Source organism: Microbacterium luteum, from assembly GCF_015277875.1.
GTDB lineage: Bacteria > Actinomycetota > Actinomycetes > Actinomycetales > Microbacteriaceae > Microbacterium > Microbacterium luteum.
This window is the reverse complement of sequence record NZ_CP063814.1, coordinates 215,644-235,739: the sequence shown is the minus strand read 5'-3', so window position 1 is coordinate 235,739 and position 20,096 is coordinate 215,644. Positions and strand designations below refer to the sequence as shown.

Here is a 20,096-nt window from a genome sequence, read left to right as displayed (position 1 = left end):
GTCAGCCGATGAGCTCGACTTCGGAGACCCACTGGTCCCACGAGGTCTGGGCGTCCTGCGTCCCGTCTTCGACACGGGTCAGCGCCTGCTGCATCGCGTCGTTGATCTGGAAGTAGTACTCGCCCTTGAACGGCGACACGGTGACGGCGTTGGCCCGGTCACTCAGGATCGATCCGACCGGTGCGTCGTTGAAGTAGGCGTTGGTCGCCTCCAGCAGCGTCGGGTCGGTGAGCGCCTCGTTCTGGCTCGGGAACGTTCCAGCGGCCTCGAACGCCTTGATCTGCTGCTCGGGAGCGGTCAGCCAGTCGGCCAGTTCCTGCGCGGCCTCGACGTTGGCGCCGTTGCCGGGGACGGTCAGGTACGACCCGCCCCAGTTGCCGCCGCCGTTCGGGAAGACGTTCGCGATGTCCCAGCCGGTGGTGTCGGCTGCGTTGCCCTCGATGACGCCGAGCATCCAGCCCGGGCAGAGCATGGTGGCGAAGGCGCCGTTGGACAGGCCGGCGAACCAGTCGTCGGACCACTGACCGAGGTGGGCGGACTGGTCCGCACTCGCCTCGAGCACCTGGTCGTAGATGTCGGCGACCTCGGGGTTCTCGGTCGCGGTGATCTCCCCCGTCTCGGGGTCTTCGTAAGCAGCGGGCAGCTGGTTGACCATGCCCTGGTAGGTGCCGCCGGCGGAGTCGAAGAAGGCGTTCCCCGTGGCCTCCACGTACTGCTCGCCCATCTCGAAGTAGGTGGACCAGTCGCCCTCGAGCATCGCGGCGACCTCGTCGCGATCGGTGGGCAGGCCCGCCTCGGCGAACAGGTCGGAGCGGTAGCACACGCCCTCGGGCCCGATGTCGGTGCCGTATCCGATGAGGTTGCCCTCGGCGTCGGTGGCGGCCTCAACCTTCCAGTCGAGCCAGCGGTCGGACAGGTCGGTGGGAACCGGGGCGAGCAGGTCGGCGTATTCCATCACCTCGGGCAGCCAGTCGACCTCGATGGCCTCGATGTCGGCGAGGCCGGTCTTGCCGAGCTTCTGGAAGTAGTTGGCGCGGGCGTCATTCGAGGTGGCCGCGCGGTTGTGCACGATCGTGACGTTCGGGTGCTCGTCCATGTACTCCTGCAGGAGCTCATCGGTGTAGCCGAAGTCGTTGAAGGTGGCGATCGTCAGCTCGACCTCTTCATCGCCCGAGCCACTGCTCGACGAGTCCGACGAGCCGGCACAGCCGGCGAGGACGAGGGCTGTGGCGGATGCCGCGGCTGCCGCGGCAGCGGCGCGGCGCAAGGCGCGTGATTTCACGGGTCACTCCTTTGTGGTGTGGGTCCTGGTGGATGCCGGTGCTCGCCGCATGCAAGTCATGAGAGCGCTCTCACCGAACGAGGAGAGACGCTACGGGAGCGCTCTCACGATGTCAAGGGAGCGCTCCCACCCTGATCACGGTTTGGTCACGCGCTACTCGGACGCGGCGTCACGCCACATTCATGACGTGGAATACAGCCTCAGCGGCGGCGTGATCGCGGGCGGAGGAGTCGCGGGATGGGCTCGTCTCGCAGCCGCAGAGGAGCGACCAGACGCGCGAGGGCGAGCGCCGCGAACCCGGCGATGAGCTTGTCGGCAAGCGATGCGAGGAAGTTGACGGAGAAGACGGCGAGCCACATGCCTTGCGCGGTACGCAGTGCGGTGATGTACGCGTCGGTGACGTGGCCCGACCCGTCTCCGTCGTACAGCAGTCCGTTCAACGGAGCGGCGATGAGGGTGCACACGAGTGCCACGACGAGGTTGAGCACGACGAAGCGAGGGATCGTGTGGGCGAACCGGCGGATCCCGTATCCCCACAGCACCGCACCGGCGGCGTTGACGAGCCCGAACAGCATGGTCTCGGGAGAGGTGATGAGGGCCGCGAGGAGGTTCGTGGACACCCCGACCGCCAGGCCGTACCAGGGCCCGAGGGCGAAGGCCGCGGTCGCCGTGCCGATCATGTCGAGGTAGACGGGCAGACGCAGCTCCCCCGCCACCGCGGTGCCGAACAGGTTCAATCCCACCGACCCCACGAGGATCGCGACGATCAGGCTCGCCCGCAGCGTGGCCAGGGTGGGGCCATCAGCGTCCGCGTGCGTCGTCGTCGGTGCCGCGCCGGCACTGGGTGTCGGGCTGGTGCTGGGGATGCCGGTGCTGGGCGGCGGGCTGGTGCTGACCGTCTGGCCCGGGCTCGGAACGGCGCCGGTGCTGGGCGACGGGACCGTGTCGGCGGCCGTGGTCAGCGAGGCCGTGTCGGTGGCATCCGAGTCCGGGCCCTCTGCGCCCACGACCGCCCCACGGTCGGTTCGCGCCGCCAGACAGCGTCGACGCCAGTCGCGGGCGGATTGCTCGTCGCCACCGAGAGCGAGGACGATCTCGGCGACGAGGTCGGCGTTGATGCGCCGCCGGCCGGGCCGGAACACGTCGTACACCGTCGAGCGGGCGATCCGCGCTCCCGCCGGGCTCGCGCCCTCGGCTTCTCGCCGGCGCGCGATCCGCGCAGCGATGTCGGCGTACGACACGTCGCCGGATTCGATACGGAGGCGCTGGAGGTCCGCGGCGATCGCGTCGAAGGGTGCAGATGCGCGCGTGGACGCATCCTCTTCTTCTGTCATCGTCTCCCCCGATGCCCCCCCCCGGCACAGTGATCCTGATGCTACGACACCGAATCGGCAGGTATCGATTCCACCGTCACACGGCGACCCGAGCGAGCCCGCGAACGCGATCTGTCTGTCCGGGAGTGTCCGGAATCGGCGTCGACCCGGGGCGCTGACCGCCCTGTCCCGTTGACTGGTGCACGTCGCCGCCGTCTCGACCTCGGGCGAAGTGGGGGCCGCGAGGCTCGCCCGTCGAATCCGGCCGCGGCGACGATGACTGACCGGCGTTCATCCGCGCCGTCAGCGGAGGCGCGGGTGTCCGGGGGACGATGCGGCCTTCGACAGGGTGTGGCCGCGGTGGGGGCCGCGGCCACACCCTCTCCTTGCCATCGCCGGGCTCGGAGACGCGGCCCGCGCAGATAGGATGGTCGCGATCCCTGCCCGCGACATCCGGAGCCTCGTATGCCCACCATCGTCGTCGACGTCATGCCCAAGGCCGAGCTGCTGGACCCGCAGGGGAAGGCCGTCTCCGGCGCCCTGGGGCGCCTCGGCAACACCGATTTCTCGGACGTCCGCATCGGCAAGCGGTTCGAGCTCACCGTCGACGGCGAGGTCACCGACGAGGTGCTCGCCTCGGCGCGCAAGATCGCCGATGAGATCCTGTCGAACTCCGTGATCGAAGACGTCGTGGGCATCGAGGTGGTCGAGTGACCGCCCGCATCGGGGTCATCACCTTCCCGGGTTCCCTCGACGACGTCGACGCGCGACGCGCGATCGCCCTCGCCGGCGCAGAGCCCGTCGCACTGTGGCACGGCTCGCACGACCTCGACGGTGTCGATGCACTCGTCCTGCCCGGGGGCTTCAGCTACGGCGACTACCTGCGCGCCGGAGCCATCGCCGCCCTCGCGCCGATCATGGCCGAGGTGAAGGACGCCGCCGCGGCGGGAATGCCCATCCTCGGCATCTGCAACGGCTTCCAGATGCTCGTCGAGGCGCATCTGCTGCCGGGCGGGCTCATCCGCAACGCCCATCAGCAATTCATCCGCCGCGATCAGCGGCTGCGCGTGGAGAACGCCGACACCGCCTGGACGGCCCAGTTCACCGCGGCGCAGGAGATCGTCATCCCGCTCAAGAACGCCGACGGCGGGTACACGGCCGACGCCGACACCCTCGCGCGCATCGAGGGAGAGGGGCTGGTCGCCTTCCGCTATCTGGGCGTCAACCCCAACGGCTCGCTCAATGACATCGCCGGTCTCACCAACGAGCGCGGCAACGTCGTCGGTCTCATGCCGCATCCGGAACATGCCGTCGAGGCCGGCTTCGGGCCCGACACAGCTGCGGCGATGCGCTCCGGCGTCGACGGCCTGTCCTTCTTCACCTCGGCCGTCTCGACTCTCGTCGCCGCCGCCTGACGTCACCCGGGGCGCCTTCCCGCGCCCCGCCCCGCCCCGCCCCGCGTTCCCCGGTTCACCTGTCACGGGATGTCGCATCCGCCGGGGATGCCGACATCGCGTGACAAACGAATCGCGAAAGCGGCTCGTCGGGCCGCGGGAGGGCGGGAGAGCGGGATCAGACGGTGCCGGCCGGGGGCCAGACGCCGATGATGATCGCCATGACGACGAGCGTGACCAGTTCGTGCGCGATGTTCAGCACCGTCAATGAGGTCGGGCGACCCTCGAACGCGTCGTGGGTGATGAAGCGCGCCGCGGTGAAGCCCGCCCAGAGGATCACCGAGGTGGCCAGCGTCGCCCACAGGTATCCGCCGCCGTAGAAGTGCCACGCGATCGTCGCGGCACCGGCGAGCACCCATGCGGTGATGAAGCTCACGATGAGGGTCGTGATGATCGGCCACAGCGCGGTCGCGGCGGGCCGGTCCATGTCGACCTTCGCCAGCCGGGCCCACCGTGTACCGAACACTTTCGGCGTGTACCAGATCGACCCCACCACCATGGAAGACAGAGTCGCGATCAACACGGCCCAGTAGTTGATCTCGGGAATGGTCATCTCGGCCTCCTCGTCACGCCGACGGCGTGTGCTCGGCGCGAGCGTATCGCCCACCGGCGCCGACCGCATCCGATCTGCGCGCACGCGATAGCGTGGCGAGGTGACTTCCGGCACCTCATCCCTCGTCGTCAGCGTCCCCACCGAGCGCCTCGCGCACGACATCCAACCTCTTCCCGAAGGCGTCGAGGTGGTCGTATGGCCGATGGACGGCCCCGCCCCGCAGCAGCGATTCGACATGGTCGTGCCGCCGTACATGTCGATGAAATCGGTGCTGGAGCATCTGAGCGGACTAGATGTGGCGCTCGTGCAGTCGCAGTCGATCGGCTACGAGGGCGTCGAGGACCTCGTCCCCGACGGCATACGCTTCGCAAACGCCTCGAGCGTGCACGAGACGTCGACGGCGGAGCTGGCCGTCGGACTCGCCATTGCGTCACAGCGCGGAATCGACCGGTTCGCACGCACGCAGGCGCACGGTCAGTGGGAGCCGTTCGTCGCCCCCAGCCTCGCCGACCGGCGCGTCATGGTGCTCGGCTACGGCGGCGTCGGAAAGGCCATCGCCCGCCGCCTGTCGGGCTTCGAGGTCGAGATCATGCCCGTCGCCTCGCGCGCGCGCGACGAGGACGGGGTGCGCGTGCACGGCGTCGCCGAGATGCGCGAGCTGCTGCCGCACACCGACATCGTCATCACCTCGCTGCCCGGCGGCGACAGCACGCGCCACATCATCGACGACGGTTTCCTGTCGGCGCTTCCCGACGACGCCCTCGTGGTCAACGTCGGACGCGGACCCCTGATCGACACCGATGCGCTCGTCGACCACGTGACGCGCGGGCGCATCCGTGCCGCGCTCGACGTGACCGATCCCGAGCCGCTGCCGGCAGACCATCCGCTGTGGACGCTGCCGGGCGTCTTGATCGTGCCGCACGTCGGCGGCGCGACGACCGCGATGACGCCGCGCATCGCTGCGCTCGTGCGAACGCAGATCGAACGGCTCGCCGCAGGCCAGGCGCCGCTGAACGTCGTTTTCGGCGGCTGATCCGCGACACCCGAGAGCGGGCTGTCTTTCCGAGACCGGGTGCGTGCGGCCAGGTCTCGGACCGTGTGCCAGGTCTCGGGTGTGTCCGGGCGGCTCTAGAGCAGAACGAGCACGCCGGCGACGATCGACAGCGCGGCGAGGATCAGCGCGATCGTGATGAGCACGACGTGCACGCGATAGAACGTCGTGCGCTTCCCGCTCGCGTCGGTCGCGCGAGCATCATTCGCGATGCGCGGATAGAAGCGCGGCCACACCACGACGTTGAAGACGGCGTTGACGAACAGCACGGCGGCAGCGAGGATCTCCACCCTCCCAGGCTAGTCGCGCCGACTCCGCCGGACGGCACGCCGTCACGTGGCGAACAACACCGGAGATCCGCGCCGCGAAGGCCGCCACAGGGCCATTCCGGCGGCTGGACCGAGGAATCTCCTGCGTTGTTCACGGCAGCGCGGCTCGATACGGGATGCGGCGTCGCGCGGGACGTAGCGCCGCGCGGGACGTGGCGGCGGGTCAGGGGGTGTCGATGTCGGCGCCCGACCAGAGGTCGCCGCAGTCGACGCGCGTGACGGCGTGGGCTCGCAGGTAGGCGCGGGCGCCGTCATCGCCCGCGACCTGCTGGGCGATCTCATCCAGGTGGCGGCCGCCGAGCAGCACCGGATGACCCGGGGCTCCGGCGTAAGACGCCTGCACCAGGGCGCCGGCGACGTCCGTTCCCGCGGCGTCGATCACCCGACGCACCGCGGCTGCTGGCGCGTCGGGCACGTCGACCGGCAGCACCACGACGGCCGCCACCCCGCCCGCCGTCACCCCGGGCGCCGTCACGCCACCCACCGCCGCGCCGTTCGCCGCAACAAGGCCCGCGCGCAAGGTGGCCGACAGGCCGGCCGCCCAGTCGGCGACGTGCACGACTTCGGCCCCCGCCGGCACGAGGCCCGCGACCTCGTCGCCTCGCGCGCCGACCGCGACGAGCACGCGGTCGCACCCTCCTCGGCTCAGGGCCTGCACCGCCCGCACGAGCCATGGGGTTCCCGCCGCGTCTCGCGCCAGGCCCTTGGGAGCGCCGAATCGCGTGCCGGCACCGGCGGCGAGGACGAGCCCGACGATCGGCACGGCGCGGTCTCCCATGGCGTGGAAGCGTAGCGCGCCGGAAACACGACGGGGGTAGCGTGACGGCATGCTGGGCTTGGGATCCGAGGCGCACCGCCGCCTGCGCGCCGGCGAGCGCCTGGGCGTCGTCACGGTGATCGGAGTTCCCGGCAGCGCGCCGCGCGGCGTCGGGGCGTCGATGGCGGTCACCGTCGAGGGCGAGGTGATCGGCTCGATCTCGGGCGGATGCGTCGAGGCCGATGCCGTCGTGCTCGCCCGTCTCGCGCTGGCGACCGGATCGGCCCATCGCGCGACATACGGCCTGTCCGACCGCGACGCTCCGGCAGCGGGGCTCGCGTGCGGTGGCCGCATCGACGTGCTCGCCTACCCCATCGGCGTCGACGACCCTGTCGTCGCCGATGTGCTGGAGCGCGAGGACGCCGACCGTGCGATCACCGTGGGCCTCATCACCAGGGGGCCCGACGCGGGACGCGCGTATGCGTCCCACGACGCCTCGGGACTCCCCGCCGCGCTCGAGGCCGACCTCGCCCGCGCAGCCCTCCTCCGCGAGAGCCGGCGCCTGGATCCCGCCGTCGACGCCGCCTCCACCGACCCGGCCTGTGAGCGGCCGGCATCCGAAACGCTCACCCCACCGGAGATGGTCGCGCTCAGTCGCGCGCCGCGCCCGCGACTCATCATCGCCGGCGCCGGCGAGCACGCTGCGGCGCTGTGCCGTATCGCGACCGTCGCGGGGTTCGCGGTGACGATCGTCGACGCGTGGGAGGTGCTCGTCACCGCGGAGCGCTTCCCGGATGCCGCACGCCGCGTCGTCGCCGCTCCCCACGATTACCTCGCCGACCAAGGTCCGGAAGACGTCGATCTGCGCACGGCGGTGTGCGTCCTCACCCACGACGAGCGGCTGGACATCCCAGCGCTGCAGACCGCCATCACGCTGCCGGTGGGCTTCGTCGGAGCGCTCGGCGCACGCCGCACCGTCGCCCGGCGCACGCACCTCCTCGCCGAGCGGGGGGTGTCCGCAGACGCGATCGCGCGCATCCACATGCCCCTCGGACTCGACCTCGGCGGACACTCACCCGACGAGACGGCCATCGCGGCGCTGGCGGAGATCGTCGCCGCCAGACACGGAGGCACGGGCGCACCCCTCCGCGAGACGACGGGCCCGCTGCACGACACCCGCGATCGCGCGCGTCACGGCGCGAACGGCGCGGAGTCGCCGGCGCGCTCGTGCTAGCCTGCCGCGCGACGCGGTCCTATCAACCATGGCCTCTCGGCCGAGCACCGGATTCCGGGCGGTTCAGGGCGGGGACACCAGCGCATCCGACGCTGCACCCGAAGGAGAACCATGTCCACCACGCCCGCTCCCGTCGACAAGTCGCAAGCCGGCCTCGACACCCGTCAGTACCACATCGGCATCGCACCGGGTGAGGTGTCGAGCGTCGCCCTGCTGCCGGGCGATCCGTTCCGCGTGCCGCTGGTCGCGGAGTTCCTCACCGACGTGCGGGAGGTCGCGCACAACCGGGAGCACCGCACCATGACCGGCTGGTACAAGGGGCGTCACATCACCGCGACCTCGACGGGTATGGGATGCCCCTCCACGGCCATCGCGGTCGAGGAGCTCGCGCGCGTGGGCGTGACGAGCGTCATCCGCGTCGGGTCGTCGGCGGGGCTGCAGTCGGGCATCGCGCCCGGCGACCTCCTCGTGAGCGAAGGCAGCTACCGAATGGACGGCACGACCGATGCGTACCTCCCTCGCGGCTTCCCGTCGCTGCCGGATGCCGAGCTGACGCTCGCGCTGAAGCGGAACGCGGAGCGGATCGCCACGGCCGCCGGCACGCGCGCGTATACTGGGATCAGCACATCGAGCGACGCCTTCTACGCCGAGACGCCGGAGCTGATCGCGGAGCTGAACGGCATGGGCATCCTCAACATGGAGATGGAGGCCTCGGCGATGTACGTCGTCGCCCGCCTGCGGGGGATGCGTGCCGGCATGGTGTGCGCGGCATCCAGCAACCTCGTCGACGGCGCCTCGGTCTACGGCGACACCAAGCAGGCGCTCAAGGACGGCTGGATGCGCTCGATCGAGGCGGCCCTCGACACCGCCGCCGAGCTCGCGCTCTGACGCCGGCCCGGGTTCCCGGGCTGCGCCGGTGGTGCGGCAAGTGCACGCGTTCTCGGCGAGTGAACGAGGAGGCGACGGTCTCGAGGGCGTGCACTCGGCGAGTTCTCGCGCATTCGACACGGCCGTGAGCACGCGCACGGATGCGCGGGTCGCGCGTGCGAAACACCGGCGTAATGCCGCGGTGGTTGACTCTCCTCACCTGTTCATGTGATCAACATCCCGAGGCGCCCGTGGACATCACGACCATCCGCGACTTCCGTGCCGCGCGCACGGCGGACGACCTCGCCCTCGCCGAGGGTGAGGTCGTCATCGCGGGCGGAACCTGGCTGATGAGCGAACCGCAGCCGGCCACGACCGGCTTCGTCGACCTCATGGCGATGGGCTGGCCGGACCTCGAGGTCACCGCCGAGGGCCTGCGCATCGGCGCCACCTGCACGATCGCGCGCCTCGTGCGCTGGGCCGAGCGCGAGGCTCCCGCGGCCTGGACCGCCGCGCCGCTGGCCGTCGACGCGGCCAACGCGCTGCTCGCGTCGTTCAAGATCTGGAACACCGCCACCGTCGGCGGCAACATCTGCCGCTCGTTCGCGGCAGCCGGCATGGTCGCCTTCACCGTCGCCCTCGACGGGGTCGCGGTGATCTGGTCGCCCGATCCGGACGCACCCGGCACCCTCCGCGAGCGACGCCAACCGGTCGCCGAGATCATCACCGGCAACGGCATGAACTCGCTCGCACGCGGCGATGTGCTGCGCGCGATCGAGATCCCCGACGCCGCCCTGCGGTCGCGTGCCGCGCTGCGCAAGATCGCGCTGGCCGAGCTCGGCCGATCCGGTGCCGTGGTCACCGGGCGCATCGATCCCGACGGCACGAGCGTGTTCGCCGTCACCGCCGCCACCGCCACGCCGACCGTACGGCGGTTCGCCACGCTGCCCGAGGAGCAGGTGCTGACGGATGCCGTCGCCGGCGCATCCGGCTACTACACCGACCCGCTGGGGGCCGCCGACTGGCGTCGCGGGGTGAGCGTCGAGCTGGCGCGGCGCGTGCGGGCGCAGCTGGAGGAGGCCGCGTGAGGTTCGACGTCAACGGCTCCGCCATCGAGGCCGACCCCGCCCCGGGCCAGTGCCTGCGCACGCTGCTGCGCGAGCACGGGCACACCGAGGTGAAGAAGGGATGCGACGCCGGCGACTGCGGCGCCTGCAGCGTGATCCTCGACGGCGAGCCGGTGCACTCCTGCATCATCCCCGCCGCGCGCATGGAAGGCCGCACCGTCACCACCGCCGCCGGTCTCGCCCCGGGCGACGAGCTGCATCCGGTGCAGGAGGCGCTGGTCGAGAACTTCGGCTTCCAGTGCGGATTCTGCACACCCGGCATGGCGGTGACCGCCTCCACCCTGTGCGAGCACGACCTCGACGACCTCGATCGGCGGATGAAGGGGAACCTCTGCCGCTGCACCGGCTACCGCCCCATTCGCGCGTCGATCCGCGAGGCGGTGCTCGGCCCGGTCCGTGAGACCGGCCCAGCCGCGGCGCATCCCCCCTCGGCCACCTCTTCCACCACCACCCCTTCCACACCCACCCCTTCCATGTCCCAACAACCGTCGGCAAAGGCACCTCATACCGACGGAAAGTGGGACATGGATGCAGGTGGCGCGGGCGCAGGTGTGGCAGGATCCGGCGCGGGTGTGGCAGGATCCGGCGCGGGTGTGGCAGGATCCGGCGCGGGTGTGGCAGGATCCGGCGCGGCCGCAGGCGCGGCCGCAGGCGTGGGGCGCTCGACGCAGCCGGAAGCGGCGCGGCGCGTGGTGCAGGGGCTGGAGCCCTACACGTTCGACGACGAGACCACCGGCGCCCTCGTGCTGAAGGTCGTCACCTCGCCCGTGGCGCACGCGCGCATCCGTTCGATCGACACGACGGCGGCGCTCGCGATCCCGGGGGTCGTCGCCGTCTACACGCACGAGGATGCGCCCGCGACCCGCTACTCCTCCGGGCGGCACGAGCACCGCACCGACGATCCCGACGACATGCGGATGCTCGACGACGTCGTGCGCCACATCGGCCAGCGGGTCGCGGCCGTCGTCGCCGAGGACGCCACAGCAGCGGATGCGGCCGTCGCCGCGGTGGTCGTGGTGTACGACGAGCTCCCGGCCGTCTTCGAGCCCGAAGCCGCTCGCGCCCCGGGCGCGCCGCTCCTGCATCCCGACCGCACGCCCGCGGACCGCGTCGTCGAGGCGGCGCGGAACGTGGTCGCCGCGGCCCACAAGACCGTGGGCGACGACCCCGAGGCCGCCCTGACGAACAGCGCCGTGACCGTGAGCGGAACGTGGCAGACATCCCGCGTCTCGCACGCGCAGCTGGAGACGCACGGCGCGATCGGATGGCTGGACGACGATGGGCGCCTGGTCATCCGGTCCTCGACCCAGGTGCCCTTCCTCACCCGCGACGAGCTCTGCCACGTGCTCGACCTCGAGCCCGAGAAGGTGCGCGTGTACGCCCCGCGCGTGGGAGGCGGGTTCGGCGGCAAGCAGGAGATCTTCACCGAAGACCTCGTCGCCCTCGCCGTGCTGCGCACCGGCCGGCGCGTGGCCTACGAGTTCTCGCGCACCGACCAGTTCCAGCGGGCGTCGATGCGGCATCCGATGCGCGTGTCGGTGAGCCTCGGCGCGACCGCGGCCGGCGAGCTGACGGCGATGACGATCGACGTGCTGAGCGACACCGGCGCCTACGGCAACCACGCGATCGGCGTGATGTTCCACGCGGTCGCCGAGTCGCAGCTGCTCTACCGGTGCCCCGCACGACGCATCGATGCCGAAGCGGTGTACACGAACAACGTCCCCTCGGGGGCGTTCCGCGGCTACGGCCTCGGCCAGGTGATCCTCGGGGTGGAATCGGCGATGGACATGCTCGCCGAGAAGCTCGGAATCGATCCGTTCGACCTGCGCCGCATCAACGCCGTGCGCGAGGGCGACGAGCTGCAGGACGACCACCCCCACGACGACGTCGCGTGGGGAAGCTACGGTCTCGATCAGTGCCTCGACCTCGCGCAGGATGCGCTCCGTCGCGGCAACGGCGTCGAGGCCCCCGAGGGCTGGGCGGTCGGCGAGGGCATGGCGGCGTCGATGATCTCGACCATGGCCCCGCGCGGGCACGTCGCGCACGCAACGGTCACCCTCACCCCGGCCGGCACCTACCTGCTGGGCGTCGGCACCGCCGAGTTCGGCAACGGCACCTCGACCGTGCTCCGGCAGATCGCCGCCGACGTGTTCTCCGCCCCCGGCGACCGAGTGCGGCTGTGGCAGGCCGACACGGATGCGGTCGAGCACGACACCGGCGCATTCGCCTCGGCGGGCACGACCGTGGCGGGCAAGGCGCTGTACGCGGCGTGCCTCGCGCTGCGCGAGCGGATGCGGTCTCTTGCCGCCGCGCTCACCGGCACGTCCACGGACGAGGCCGTCGTCACGCCGGACGGGGTCTCGACCCCCGACCGCGTCGTGTCGTTCGCCGAGGTCGTCGCGGCCGCCGCACCCGAGGAGCTTCGCCCGGAGGGACTGCGCGCGGAGGGATGGGAGCGGGGCGACCTGCGCTCGCTCGCCTTCAACGTGCACGCGGTGCGCGTGGCGGTGGACCCGTCGACCGGATCGGTCCGCGTGCTGCAGAGCATCCAATCCGCCGACGCGGGCTTCGTGATGAACCCCGCCCAGTGCCGCGGGCAGGTCGAGGGCGGTGCGGCTCAGGGTCTCGGCAGCGCGCTGTACGAGGAGGTCCTCGTCGAGGACGGGCGCGTGGTGAATCCGGTGTTCCGCACGTACCGGGTGCCGCAGATGGCCGACATCCCCGACACCGAGGTGTACTTCGCCGAGACCCACGACGCGATCGGTCCGTTCGGCGCGAAGTCGATGAGCGAGTCGCCCTACAACCCGGTCGCCCCCGCGGTCGGGAACGCCATCGCGCGAGCCCTCGGCGAGCGCCCGTTCCACCAGCCGTTCACCCGCGAGCGCGTCTGGCGCCTCGCGCAGCGCGCCGGGCAGTCGGGCTAAGGTGAGGCGGTGCCCGCCAGCGACCAGCCCGCTTCGATCGATCAGCTGATCGGCGACCGTCTCGGGCGCGCGATCCGCGAGGCCCGGTCCGAGCGGAAGCTGTCGATGCGGGCCCTGGCCACGACCGCCGAGATCAGCCAGCCGTTCCTCAGCCAGATCGAGAGCGGGCAGACGATGCCCTCGCTCATCACGCTGTACCGCATCGCGAACGCGCTGGACATGTCCCCGTCGGCCCTGCTGCCGGCCGATCCCGACCCCGACGTCGTGCACGTCTCGCGCGCCGCCGATGCGCGCTGGGTGCCGGTCTCCGAGGCGCCCGACACGGCGCACACCCGCGTGATCCACGCCGGTGTCACATCGCTCCAGGAGTACCTGGTCAGACCCGGCGAGCGCGTCGGCGACTGGTTCGAGTCCGACGGCGAGGTCGTGCACTACGTCATCGAGGGCTCCCTCGCACTCGAGATCGAAGGCCTCGGCGTGTGGGAACTGAGCGAGGGGGATGCGATCGCCCACCCGGGAGCGCTCCGCAACCGCTGGCAGTCCCGCGGCGACGGCTCCGCCCGCGTCGCGCTCATCTACACCGCCGGCTCCTGACACCGCACGACCCGCAGCGCTGTCCCACCCGCATCCTCCGGCTCTGACACCGCGCCTCGCCGCCGCGCCGTGCCGGCCCGTCGCCGTTCACAACTCCTCACATCCGGGTCATCGTGGCCGCTCCTTCCCCCTCCACCGCCTCATCCGGTCGATCGTGAGGAGTTGTGAACGGGAGAAGCGCGTGCCCGCGCGACGCGCCGGCCCATACCGCGTCCGCGTCAGGGTGTCGACTCCTCGTTTCCGCGACGGATCCTCCGTAGGTTGGACACATGGCGCGAGACGAGCACCGGCCCGAGGAGCTGTACACCGGTCCCATCGATCTGCCCGGCCTGCGCGAGCTCGCCGAGGCGGAGTCCGAGGTCGACCCGCCGGAGATCACGTACGACGAGCAGCGTTATCCGGCCCGTCCGCGGCGGCTGCGTCCGCGCGACCAGCTGCGCCGCGGCGGCGTGCGGCGCCGGGCGACGGATCCGCGAACCGCGAACGGCACCAACCCTCGTTACGTCGAGTGGCTCGTGAACCAGTCGATGCTCCATGACGCCGACGTGCTCGCACGCGAGGTGTCGGGGCAGCCGGCGATGTGGCGCAACCCCTACGCGAGACCGGATGCGCGCCGCGCGATCGCGGCGACCGACGTGTGGTTCACGGCGTATCCGATCTCGCTCATCACCCGTCCGGGGCAGTCGTTCCTGTCCGCCCTCGGCGAGGAGCAGCTGTGGGCGGCATTCGAGCGCATCGGCATCACGGCGATTCACACCGGTCCGGTCAAGCGCGCGGGCGGCATCGCGGGATGGGTCGACACCCCGAGCGTCGACGGTCACTTCGACCGCATCAGCACGCAGATCGACCCCACCTTCGGAACGGATGACCAGTTCCGTGCGCTGTGCGATGCGGCAGAAGGCCACGGCGGCAGCATCATCGACGACATCGTTCCCGGTCACACCGGCAAGGGCGCCGACTTCCGCCTCGCCGAGATGGGGTACAGGGACTACCCCGGGATCTACCACATGGTCGAGATCCAGCCGGAGGACTGGGGGCTCCTCCCCGACGTGCCCGACGGCGTCGACAGCGTCAACCTCGACCCGGCGACCGAGCACGAGCTCGCCGAGCGCGGGTACATCATCGGCGCCCTGCAGCGCGTCATCTTCTACACGCCGGGCGTGAAGGAGACCAACTGGAGTGCGACCACACCCGTCGCCGGCCCGGACGGCGTCACCCGGCGGTGGGTGTACCTGCACTACTTCAAGCAGGGGCAGCCCTCGATCAACTGGCTCGACCCCACGTTCGCCGGCATGCGCCTCGTGATCGGCGACGCCCTCCACTCGCTCGGCGAGCTGGGGACGACCGCGCTGCGCCTGGACGCCAACGGCTTCCTCGGCGTGGAGAAGAGCGCGGAGGGACTCCCGGCGTGGTCGGAGGGGCATCCGCTCTCGCACGCGGCGAACCACATCATCGGCGGGATGGTGCGCAAGGTCGGCGGCTTCACCTTCCAAGAGCTGAACCTGACGATGGAGGATATCCGCGACACCGGTGCGGTGGGTGCCGACCTGTCCTACGACTTCGTCGGTCGCCCCGGTTACCACCACGCCCTCGCCACCGGTCAGACCGAGTTCCTGCGCCTCGCGCTCACGACGTCGCTCGAGCTCGGCGTGGAGCCGGTGCAGCTCGTGCACGGACTGCAGAACCACGACGAGCTCACCTACGAGCTGGTGCACTGGGCGACCCGGCACGCCGACGATGAGTACCGCTTCCGCGGGGCCGAGATCACCGGCGGCGACCTCGCCGAACTCGTGCGGGCGGAGCTCACCGAGAGTCTCACGGGCACCGCGGACTACAACCGGGTCTTCACGCAGAACGGCATCGCGTGCACGACGACCTCCCTCATCGCCGCGACGCGCGGCTTCGCGCGCCTCGACGACATCACCGAAGCCGACGTGCCCACGATCCGCGACGCGCACCTGCTGCTGTGCGCCTACAACGCGTGGCAGCCGGGCGTGTTCGCCCTGTCGGGCTGGGATCTCACCGGGATGCTCACCGTGGCGCCCGACGAGGTCGCCGACCTCGTCGCATCCGGAGACACCCGGTGGATCGAGCGCGGCGCACACGACCTGCTCGACGTGGCCCCCAAGGCGACCGGATCGGCGGCGGGGATGCCACGCGCCCGCTCGCTCTACGGGCCCCTCCCCGCGCAGCTCGACGAACCCGAGTCCTTCGCGTCGCGGCTCAGTGAGGTGCTCGAACTGCGCCGGCGGCACGGCATCGCCACCGCGACCCAGGTCGACATCCCCCAGGTCGCCCACGCCGGGATGCTCGTGCTGGTGCACCGTCTCGACGAGGGTGATCCGCAGGCCGAGGCCCCGTTGCAGGTGACCGTGCTGAACTTCGCCGGCGAACCGACCGAGGGAACCGTGCACTCGGACCACCTCACGCCGGGCGCCGAGGTCATCGACGAGGCGAGCGGCGAGTCGGTCGGAACCGTCGACGATCTGCACAGCTTCTCGGTCTCGCTGCCCGCATACGGCGCGATGTTCCTCCTGCTCGAGGCACCGGAGTCATCCGAGGAACCGGCGGACTGACTCCGGGCGGCGGACGTTCAGGCGGGCAGACGTGCCCAGGCGGGTGGTGCCCGGGAGGTGCCGGATGCGGCTCAGGCGGCGCGGAAGGTGAGCGCGGCGTCGATTCCGGCGAGCGGCACGGGCAGCCAGTCGGGCCGGTTGCGGGCCTCGTAGATGGTCTCGTAGACCGCCTTGTCGAGCACGAGCGCACGCAGCAGCGTGCCGTCGAGGTCGGCTGAGCCGGCGGCGGTGGCGTAGGCGTCGATGAAGACCCGCTGGCAATCGGCCGTCCAGGTCGCCGCATCGGGGCCGCCGCCGACCGCGCCGGCGTAGTCGAAGGAGCGCAGCATGCCCGCGACGTCGCGCAACGCGAGATCCGGGATCGCCCGCTCCTCCATCGGCCGCAGCGGCTCGCCCTCGAAGTCGACCAGACGCCAGCCACGGCCGGGCACCGCCAGCACCTGACCGAGGTGCAGGTCGCCGTGGATGCGCTGCAGTCGCGGCCACGCCTCGTCGAGCGCGGCGCGGTAGACGGCGTCGATGGCGTCGACCCGATCGGCGACGGCGGGCACCTCGGATGCCGCGATCCGCAGCCGCCGCTGCCAGGTGTCGCCGGTGGCCGCCACCAGGTCGGGGGCGGCATCGGCGGTGTCCAGCGTGACGCTGAGGGCTCCGTGCACGCCGGCGACCGCGATCGCGAGATCCCGCGCGGCGTCGGTGAAATCGCGGCCTTCGCGGGCGGCATCCAAAGCGATCGCCCACCCGTCGCGCACGCCCGGGAGGAACTCCTGCGCGAAGCCGAGCGTGCCGTGCGCGGAGCCCGCCTCGCGTCCGACATCCGGCCATGACGCGTCCTTGCTGCCGAAGAACCGCGGGATGTAGGGCGAGCCGGCGGCGCTGAGGGCGCGCTGAACGGTCACATCGGGATTCTCGCCGTGGTGAAGGGTGCGGAAGAGCTTCAGGATGATCGTTGGCTCACCCCGCTCCTCGAACACGATGGACGTGTTGGACTGTTCGCCGGTGAGCACGCGCGCGCCGGTCACGCGGCGCACATCCACCCCCATTTCGGCGAGTGTGTCGATGGCGAAGTCCTGCTGCCGAGCGGCATCGACGAGGGCGCTGCCGTCGCGCGGGTCGATGACGTCGGCGTCGTCGACCGACGACGCCTGCACGAGGGGGACGTGGTAGAGGGTGGGCAGCGTTCCGGCGTCGTCCATGACGAGATAGCGGGTGCTGCCGGCCGGCCCGGGTTGCGCGTCGAGGATCCGCAGGCGCGGCTGGTGCCCTTTACCGGCATACCAGCGCTGAGTCGTCATCCAGGCCGCGAGCGCATCGATGAAGTCCACGCTCCACCGTGGCGTGGATCGGATGCTCGCCACAAGGGGTGGACGCGGGCGGTCATGGCGTGCAACCCTGCACCGCCTACCGTGGAGGGATGAGCGAGCAGCCCAGGGCGGTGGGACCCGCGGAGGTCGCGCCGCGGCGATGGCGCGCGGTGATCGCGGCGCTGGCCAACGAGTCGGCGCGACGCGTCTACGCCGAGCTGATCCTCGGCGTCGAGAGCACCACCCTGGCCTCCCTGTCGCCATCGCGACGTCGCCAGATCACGAAGGTGCTGACGCAGTCCGGCCTCGTCTCGGAGAAGGACGGACGCCTCGTCGCCGGCAACGCCGTCTTCGCAGACCTGCTGGCCTCGGCACCGCCGACGCCGAAACCCGCCGGGCTCGACCGGTTCTTCGACGAGCAGGGTCGCATCGCGGTCTACCCGTCGAACGCGACGATCCGCGGCGAGCTCCTCGCCGCGATCGCCCCGTCGATCCTGAAGCCCGGCGAGGTGCTGAGCGAGCAGCGGATCAACGCCCGGTTGAGCGACGTCACGCATGATGTCGCGGTTCTTCGGCGCCACCTCGTCGACCACGGCCTGATCGAACGCACGCCATCCGGCACCGCATACTCCCTCGTGGCGCCCGAATCTGCGGAGACGGACGTTCCGCGCGTTCACAACTCCTCAATTTCGCCCACCGATGTGCCCGGGACGGACTTTTCGACCCCTCGTGGCCGAGATCTTGAGGAGTTGTGAACGGCGAGGTCCTCGCTCAGCCCGTGGTGCGCTCCAGCCAGGCGTCGAAGGTCTCGACGCCGAGCTCCGCCCCGGCACTCGGCAGCAGGGTGCCGTCTCGCTGGGCCTTGCCGAGCCCGCCGGGCAGCGGGACGGCCGGAATCCACCCGCGGTGCCCGGATGCGCGAGCCCACCGGCGAACCATGTCGACCAGCGACTCCTCGCGGGGACCCGCGAGCTCGACATAGCCACCGCGCGCGGGGGATTCCACCAGGTCGACCAGGCGCGACGCAACCTCGCGCGCGGCGATCGGCTGCGTACGCATCTTCGGTGCGAGGTGCAGCGGCCCGGCATGCGCGGTGGCGTAGATCTGCTCGGCGAATTCGTGGAACTGCGTCGCCCGCAGGATCGTCCACGGCACCGGCCCGGCCTCGATGGCGATCTCCTGCGCGCGCTTGCCGGCGTAGTAGTCGAACGGGGCGCGCTCCACGCCGACGATCGACAGCGCGACATGCCGTTCGATGCCGGCGCGCTGCTCGGCGGCGAGGAGCGTGCGGGTCGCCGTCTCGAAGAAGTCGGTGGACGCATCCGCATTCATCGTTCCCACGTTCGTCACGTCGACGACCGCATCTGCGCCGCGCAGGGCGGCGTCGACGCCCGCGCCCGTGACCACATCGACGCCGCGCGAGCGCGCCAGCACGACGACCTCGTGTCCTCGCGCGGTGGCATCGTCGACGACGAGCCCGCCCATCAGTCCCGTCCCCCCGGCGATTGCGACTCTCATGCTCTTCCTCTCTGTTGCGGATGCCTCGATCGGCCCCTCTGACGGATCGACGACGCAGCCCCGCCGAACGTGAGCCTCACACATCCATCCGGTTCCTCGTCGTGTTGTCAGAGGGCGCGATGATGGACACGACCGCCGCCCAGAGAGGAAGGCACTCGATGACCGACGACCTCACCTCCACGCTCGATGCTGAGCGGCCGGCGTTGCGGGGGCTCGCGTATCGCATGCTGGGCAGCCTGAGCGATGCCGAGGATGCGTTCGTGCGGTGGGTGCGCCTGACGAATGAGCAACGGGCGTCGATCGAGAATCCGGGGGCGTGGATGATGCGGGTGACCTCGCGCATCTGCCTCGACATGCTCGGGTCTGCCCGCGCACGTCGAGAGACCTACGTCGGGCCGTGGCTCCCCGAACCGGTTCCCGCGCTGGCAGAGCCGCCGGTGTCGGATCCTCTCGAGCGGGTCACCCTCGACGACTCGGTGAGCATGGCGCTGCAGGTCGTGCTCGACACGCTCACCCCGGCCGAGCGGGTGGCGTTCGTGCTGCATGACGTGTTCGAGCTGCCGTTCGCGCAGATCGCCGAGACCGTCGGACGGTCGGTGGAGGCGACGCGGCAGCTGGCCTCTTCCGCCCGCCGCAAGGTGCGTTCCCGCACCGAGAACGCCGCCCCGCGCGAGCGGCACGACGCGGTCGCGGCCGCTTTCGCCGCCGCGACCGGAGCCGGGGACTTCGATGCACTGGTCGCGCTCCTCGATCCGGATGTGGCGCTCACCTCCGACGGGGGCGGCAAGGTCAGCGCGGCGCGGCGACCGGTGCTCGGCGCGGTCAACGTGGCCCGCTTCATCCTGGGGGTGCTCACCCAGCGCCCGGATGCGCGGGTCGACCCGATCGCAACGGCCGACGGGCTCGGCTTCATCGTCAGCGAGAACGCGGTGGTCGACACCGTCATGGTGCTGGGGGTCCGCGCCGACCGCGTGTCGGACGTGTGGCTCGTGCGCAATCCCGACAAGCTCACCAGCTGGCGCTGACCCGGCCCCCAGGCCACCCCTACCTGGTCGTTGAGCGAGGAGCGCAGCGACGAGGCGAATCGCACGCCGCCCACGTTTCGTCTCGCTCCGCTCGCTCAACGACCGAAGGTGACGCCCCGGCCCGCTCAACGACCGAAGGTGACGCCCCGGCCCGCTCAACGACCGAGGAGGACGCCACCGTTCGCTCA

Annotated in this window: 18 protein-coding genes; 11 read left to right on the top strand and 7 right to left on the bottom strand. The window is 71.1% G+C overall.

Annotated elements, in window-relative coordinates; genetic code table 11:
• Nucleotide 1: 1 nt before the first annotated feature.
• Together IM777_RS01155 and IM777_RS01150 are read right to left on the bottom strand one after the other, a co-directional pair.
• A complete protein-coding gene (locus IM777_RS01155; RefSeq protein WP_194384308.1) occupies nt 2–1,282 on the bottom strand; it encodes an extracellular solute-binding protein in 1,281 nt (426 codons plus the stop codon).
• A 200-nt stretch (nt 1,283–1,482) separates the two neighbouring features.
• Entirely contained in the window at nt 1,483–2,616 is a 1,134-nt protein-coding gene (locus IM777_RS01150; protein WP_194384307.1) for an ECF transporter S component, read from the bottom strand.
• A gap of 444 nt (nt 2,617–3,060) precedes the next feature.
• On the opposite strand from IM777_RS01150, the gene purS reads away from it, so the two are divergent.
• A complete protein-coding gene (gene purS, locus IM777_RS01145) occupies nt 3,061–3,309 on the top strand; it encodes a phosphoribosylformylglycinamidine synthase subunit PurS (RefSeq protein WP_194384306.1) in 249 nt (82 codons plus the stop codon).
• Entirely contained in the window at nt 3,306–4,010 is a 705-nt protein-coding gene (gene purQ / locus IM777_RS01140) for a phosphoribosylformylglycinamidine synthase subunit PurQ (protein WP_071043411.1), read from the top strand. Before purS ends, purQ begins: the two co-directional genes overlap by 4 nt.
• A 157-nt stretch (nt 4,011–4,167) precedes the next feature.
• Here the strand turns inward: purQ and IM777_RS01135 are convergent, their stop codons facing one another.
• Nucleotides 4,168–4,602 (bottom strand): DUF1761 domain-containing protein, encoded by a 435-nt coding sequence (locus tag IM777_RS01135; RefSeq protein WP_194384305.1) that lies wholly within the window; start codon nt 4,600–4,602, stop codon nt 4,168–4,170.
• A 100-nt stretch (nt 4,603–4,702) separates the two neighbouring features.
• Between IM777_RS01135 and IM777_RS01130 the strand changes: the two genes are divergently transcribed.
• Nucleotides 4,703–5,635: a 2-hydroxyacid dehydrogenase gene (locus IM777_RS01130; protein ID WP_228480892.1), complete on the top strand. Its 933-nt coding sequence runs from the start codon at nt 4,703–4,705 to the stop codon at nt 5,633–5,635.
• A 95-nt stretch (nt 5,636–5,730) separates the two neighbouring features.
• On the opposite strand, the gene IM777_RS01125 is transcribed toward IM777_RS01130, so the two are convergent.
• Nucleotides 5,731–5,943, bottom strand: coding sequence for an SCO4848 family membrane protein (locus IM777_RS01125; RefSeq protein WP_194384304.1), 213 nt, complete (start codon nt 5,941–5,943; stop codon nt 5,731–5,733).
• A 202-nt stretch (nt 5,944–6,145) separates the two neighbouring features.
• Complete coding sequence (locus IM777_RS01120) at nt 6,146–6,760, bottom strand: nucleotidyltransferase family protein (protein ID WP_228480891.1); 615 nt, start codon at nt 6,758–6,760, stop codon at nt 6,146–6,148.
• A gap of 49 nt (nt 6,761–6,809) precedes the next feature.
• Here IM777_RS01120 and IM777_RS01115 point away from each other — a divergent pair, with 49 nt between their 5' ends.
• The 6 genes from IM777_RS01115 (at nt 6,810) to treS (ending at nt 16,061) form a co-directional block, all read left to right on the top strand.
• Nucleotides 6,810–7,973 (top strand): XdhC family protein, encoded by a 1,164-nt coding sequence (locus IM777_RS01115; protein ID WP_194384303.1) that lies wholly within the window; start codon nt 6,810–6,812, stop codon nt 7,971–7,973.
• Nucleotides 7,974–8,084: 111 nt separating this feature from the next.
• A complete protein-coding gene (locus IM777_RS01110) occupies nt 8,085–8,861 on the top strand; it encodes a nucleoside phosphorylase (protein ID WP_194384302.1) in 777 nt (258 codons plus the stop codon).
• Nucleotides 8,862–9,091: 230 nt separating this feature from the next.
• Entirely contained in the window at nt 9,092–9,928 is an 837-nt protein-coding gene (locus IM777_RS01105) for an FAD binding domain-containing protein (RefSeq protein WP_194384301.1), read from the top strand.
• Nucleotides 9,925–12,891, top strand: a complete 2,967-nt coding sequence (locus tag IM777_RS01100) for a molybdopterin-dependent oxidoreductase (protein WP_194384300.1) — start codon at nt 9,925–9,927, stop codon at nt 12,889–12,891. Before IM777_RS01105 ends, IM777_RS01100 begins: the two co-directional genes overlap by 4 nt.
• A gap of 9 nt (nt 12,892–12,900) precedes the next feature.
• Nucleotides 12,901–13,485 carry a helix-turn-helix domain-containing protein gene (locus IM777_RS01095; protein ID WP_071044314.1) on the top strand — a complete coding sequence of 195 codons (585 nt, stop codon included), beginning with the start codon at nt 12,901–12,903 and terminating at the stop codon, nt 13,483–13,485.
• Between the two features lie 269 nt (nt 13,486–13,754).
• A complete protein-coding gene (gene treS / locus IM777_RS01090; RefSeq protein ID WP_194384299.1) occupies nt 13,755–16,061 on the top strand; it encodes a maltose alpha-D-glucosyltransferase in 2,307 nt (768 codons plus the stop codon).
• Between the two features lie 71 nt (nt 16,062–16,132).
• Here treS and IM777_RS01085 read toward each other — a convergent pair whose 3' ends face one another.
• Nucleotides 16,133–17,386 carry a maltokinase N-terminal cap-like domain-containing protein gene (locus tag IM777_RS01085; protein ID WP_194384298.1) on the bottom strand — a complete coding sequence of 418 codons (1,254 nt, stop codon included), beginning with the start codon at nt 17,384–17,386 and terminating at the stop codon, nt 16,133–16,135.
• A gap of 89 nt (nt 17,387–17,475) precedes the next feature.
• Between IM777_RS01085 and IM777_RS01080 the strand changes: the two genes are divergently transcribed.
• Nucleotides 17,476–18,120 (top strand): DUF2087 domain-containing protein, encoded by a 645-nt coding sequence (locus tag IM777_RS01080; RefSeq protein ID WP_194384297.1) that lies wholly within the window; start codon nt 17,476–17,478, stop codon nt 18,118–18,120.
• A gap of 16 nt (nt 18,121–18,136) precedes the next feature.
• Here IM777_RS01080 and IM777_RS01075 read toward each other — a convergent pair whose 3' ends face one another.
• The gene (locus IM777_RS01075) at nt 18,137–18,883 is read right to left on the bottom strand and encodes an SDR family oxidoreductase (RefSeq protein ID WP_194384296.1); all 747 of its coding nucleotides are present in this window, start codon (nt 18,881–18,883) and stop codon (nt 18,137–18,139) included.
• A gap of 158 nt (nt 18,884–19,041) precedes the next feature.
• On the opposite strand from IM777_RS01075, the gene sigJ reads away from it, so the two are divergent.
• Nucleotides 19,042–19,908: an RNA polymerase sigma factor SigJ gene (gene sigJ, locus IM777_RS01070; RefSeq protein ID WP_194384295.1), complete on the top strand. Its 867-nt coding sequence runs from the start codon at nt 19,042–19,044 to the stop codon at nt 19,906–19,908.
• Nucleotides 19,909–20,096: the final 188 nt, after the last annotated feature.

Excerpts from the sequence above, each read along its gene's own strand:
- sigJ (WP_194384295.1), top strand. The coding sequence starts at position 19,042 with ATGACCGACGACCTCACCTCCACGCTCGATGCTGAGCGGCCGGCGTTG.
- IM777_RS01115 (WP_194384303.1), top strand. The coding sequence starts at position 6,810 with ATGCTGGGCTTGGGATCCGAGGCGCACCGCCGCCTGCGCGCCGGCGAG.
- IM777_RS01075 (WP_194384296.1), bottom strand. The coding sequence starts at position 18,883 with ATGAGAGTCGCAATCGCCGGGGGGACGGGACTGATGGGCGGGCTCGTC.
- IM777_RS01135 (WP_194384305.1), bottom strand. The coding sequence starts at position 4,602 with ATGACCATTCCCGAGATCAACTACTGGGCCGTGTTGATCGCGACTCTG.
- purS (WP_194384306.1), top strand. The coding sequence starts at position 3,061 with ATGCCCACCATCGTCGTCGACGTCATGCCCAAGGCCGAGCTGCTGGAC.
- treS (WP_194384299.1), top strand. The coding sequence starts at position 13,755 with ATGGCGCGAGACGAGCACCGGCCCGAGGAGCTGTACACCGGTCCCATC.
- IM777_RS01110 (WP_194384302.1), top strand. The coding sequence starts at position 8,085 with ATGTCCACCACGCCCGCTCCCGTCGACAAGTCGCAAGCCGGCCTCGAC.
- IM777_RS01120 (WP_228480891.1), bottom strand. The coding sequence starts at position 6,760 with ATGGGAGACCGCGCCGTGCCGATCGTCGGGCTCGTCCTCGCCGCCGGT.
- IM777_RS01080 (WP_194384297.1), top strand. The coding sequence starts at position 17,476 with ATGAGCGAGCAGCCCAGGGCGGTGGGACCCGCGGAGGTCGCGCCGCGG.
- IM777_RS01150 (WP_194384307.1), bottom strand. The coding sequence starts at position 2,616 with ATGACAGAAGAAGAGGATGCGTCCACGCGCGCATCTGCACCCTTCGAC.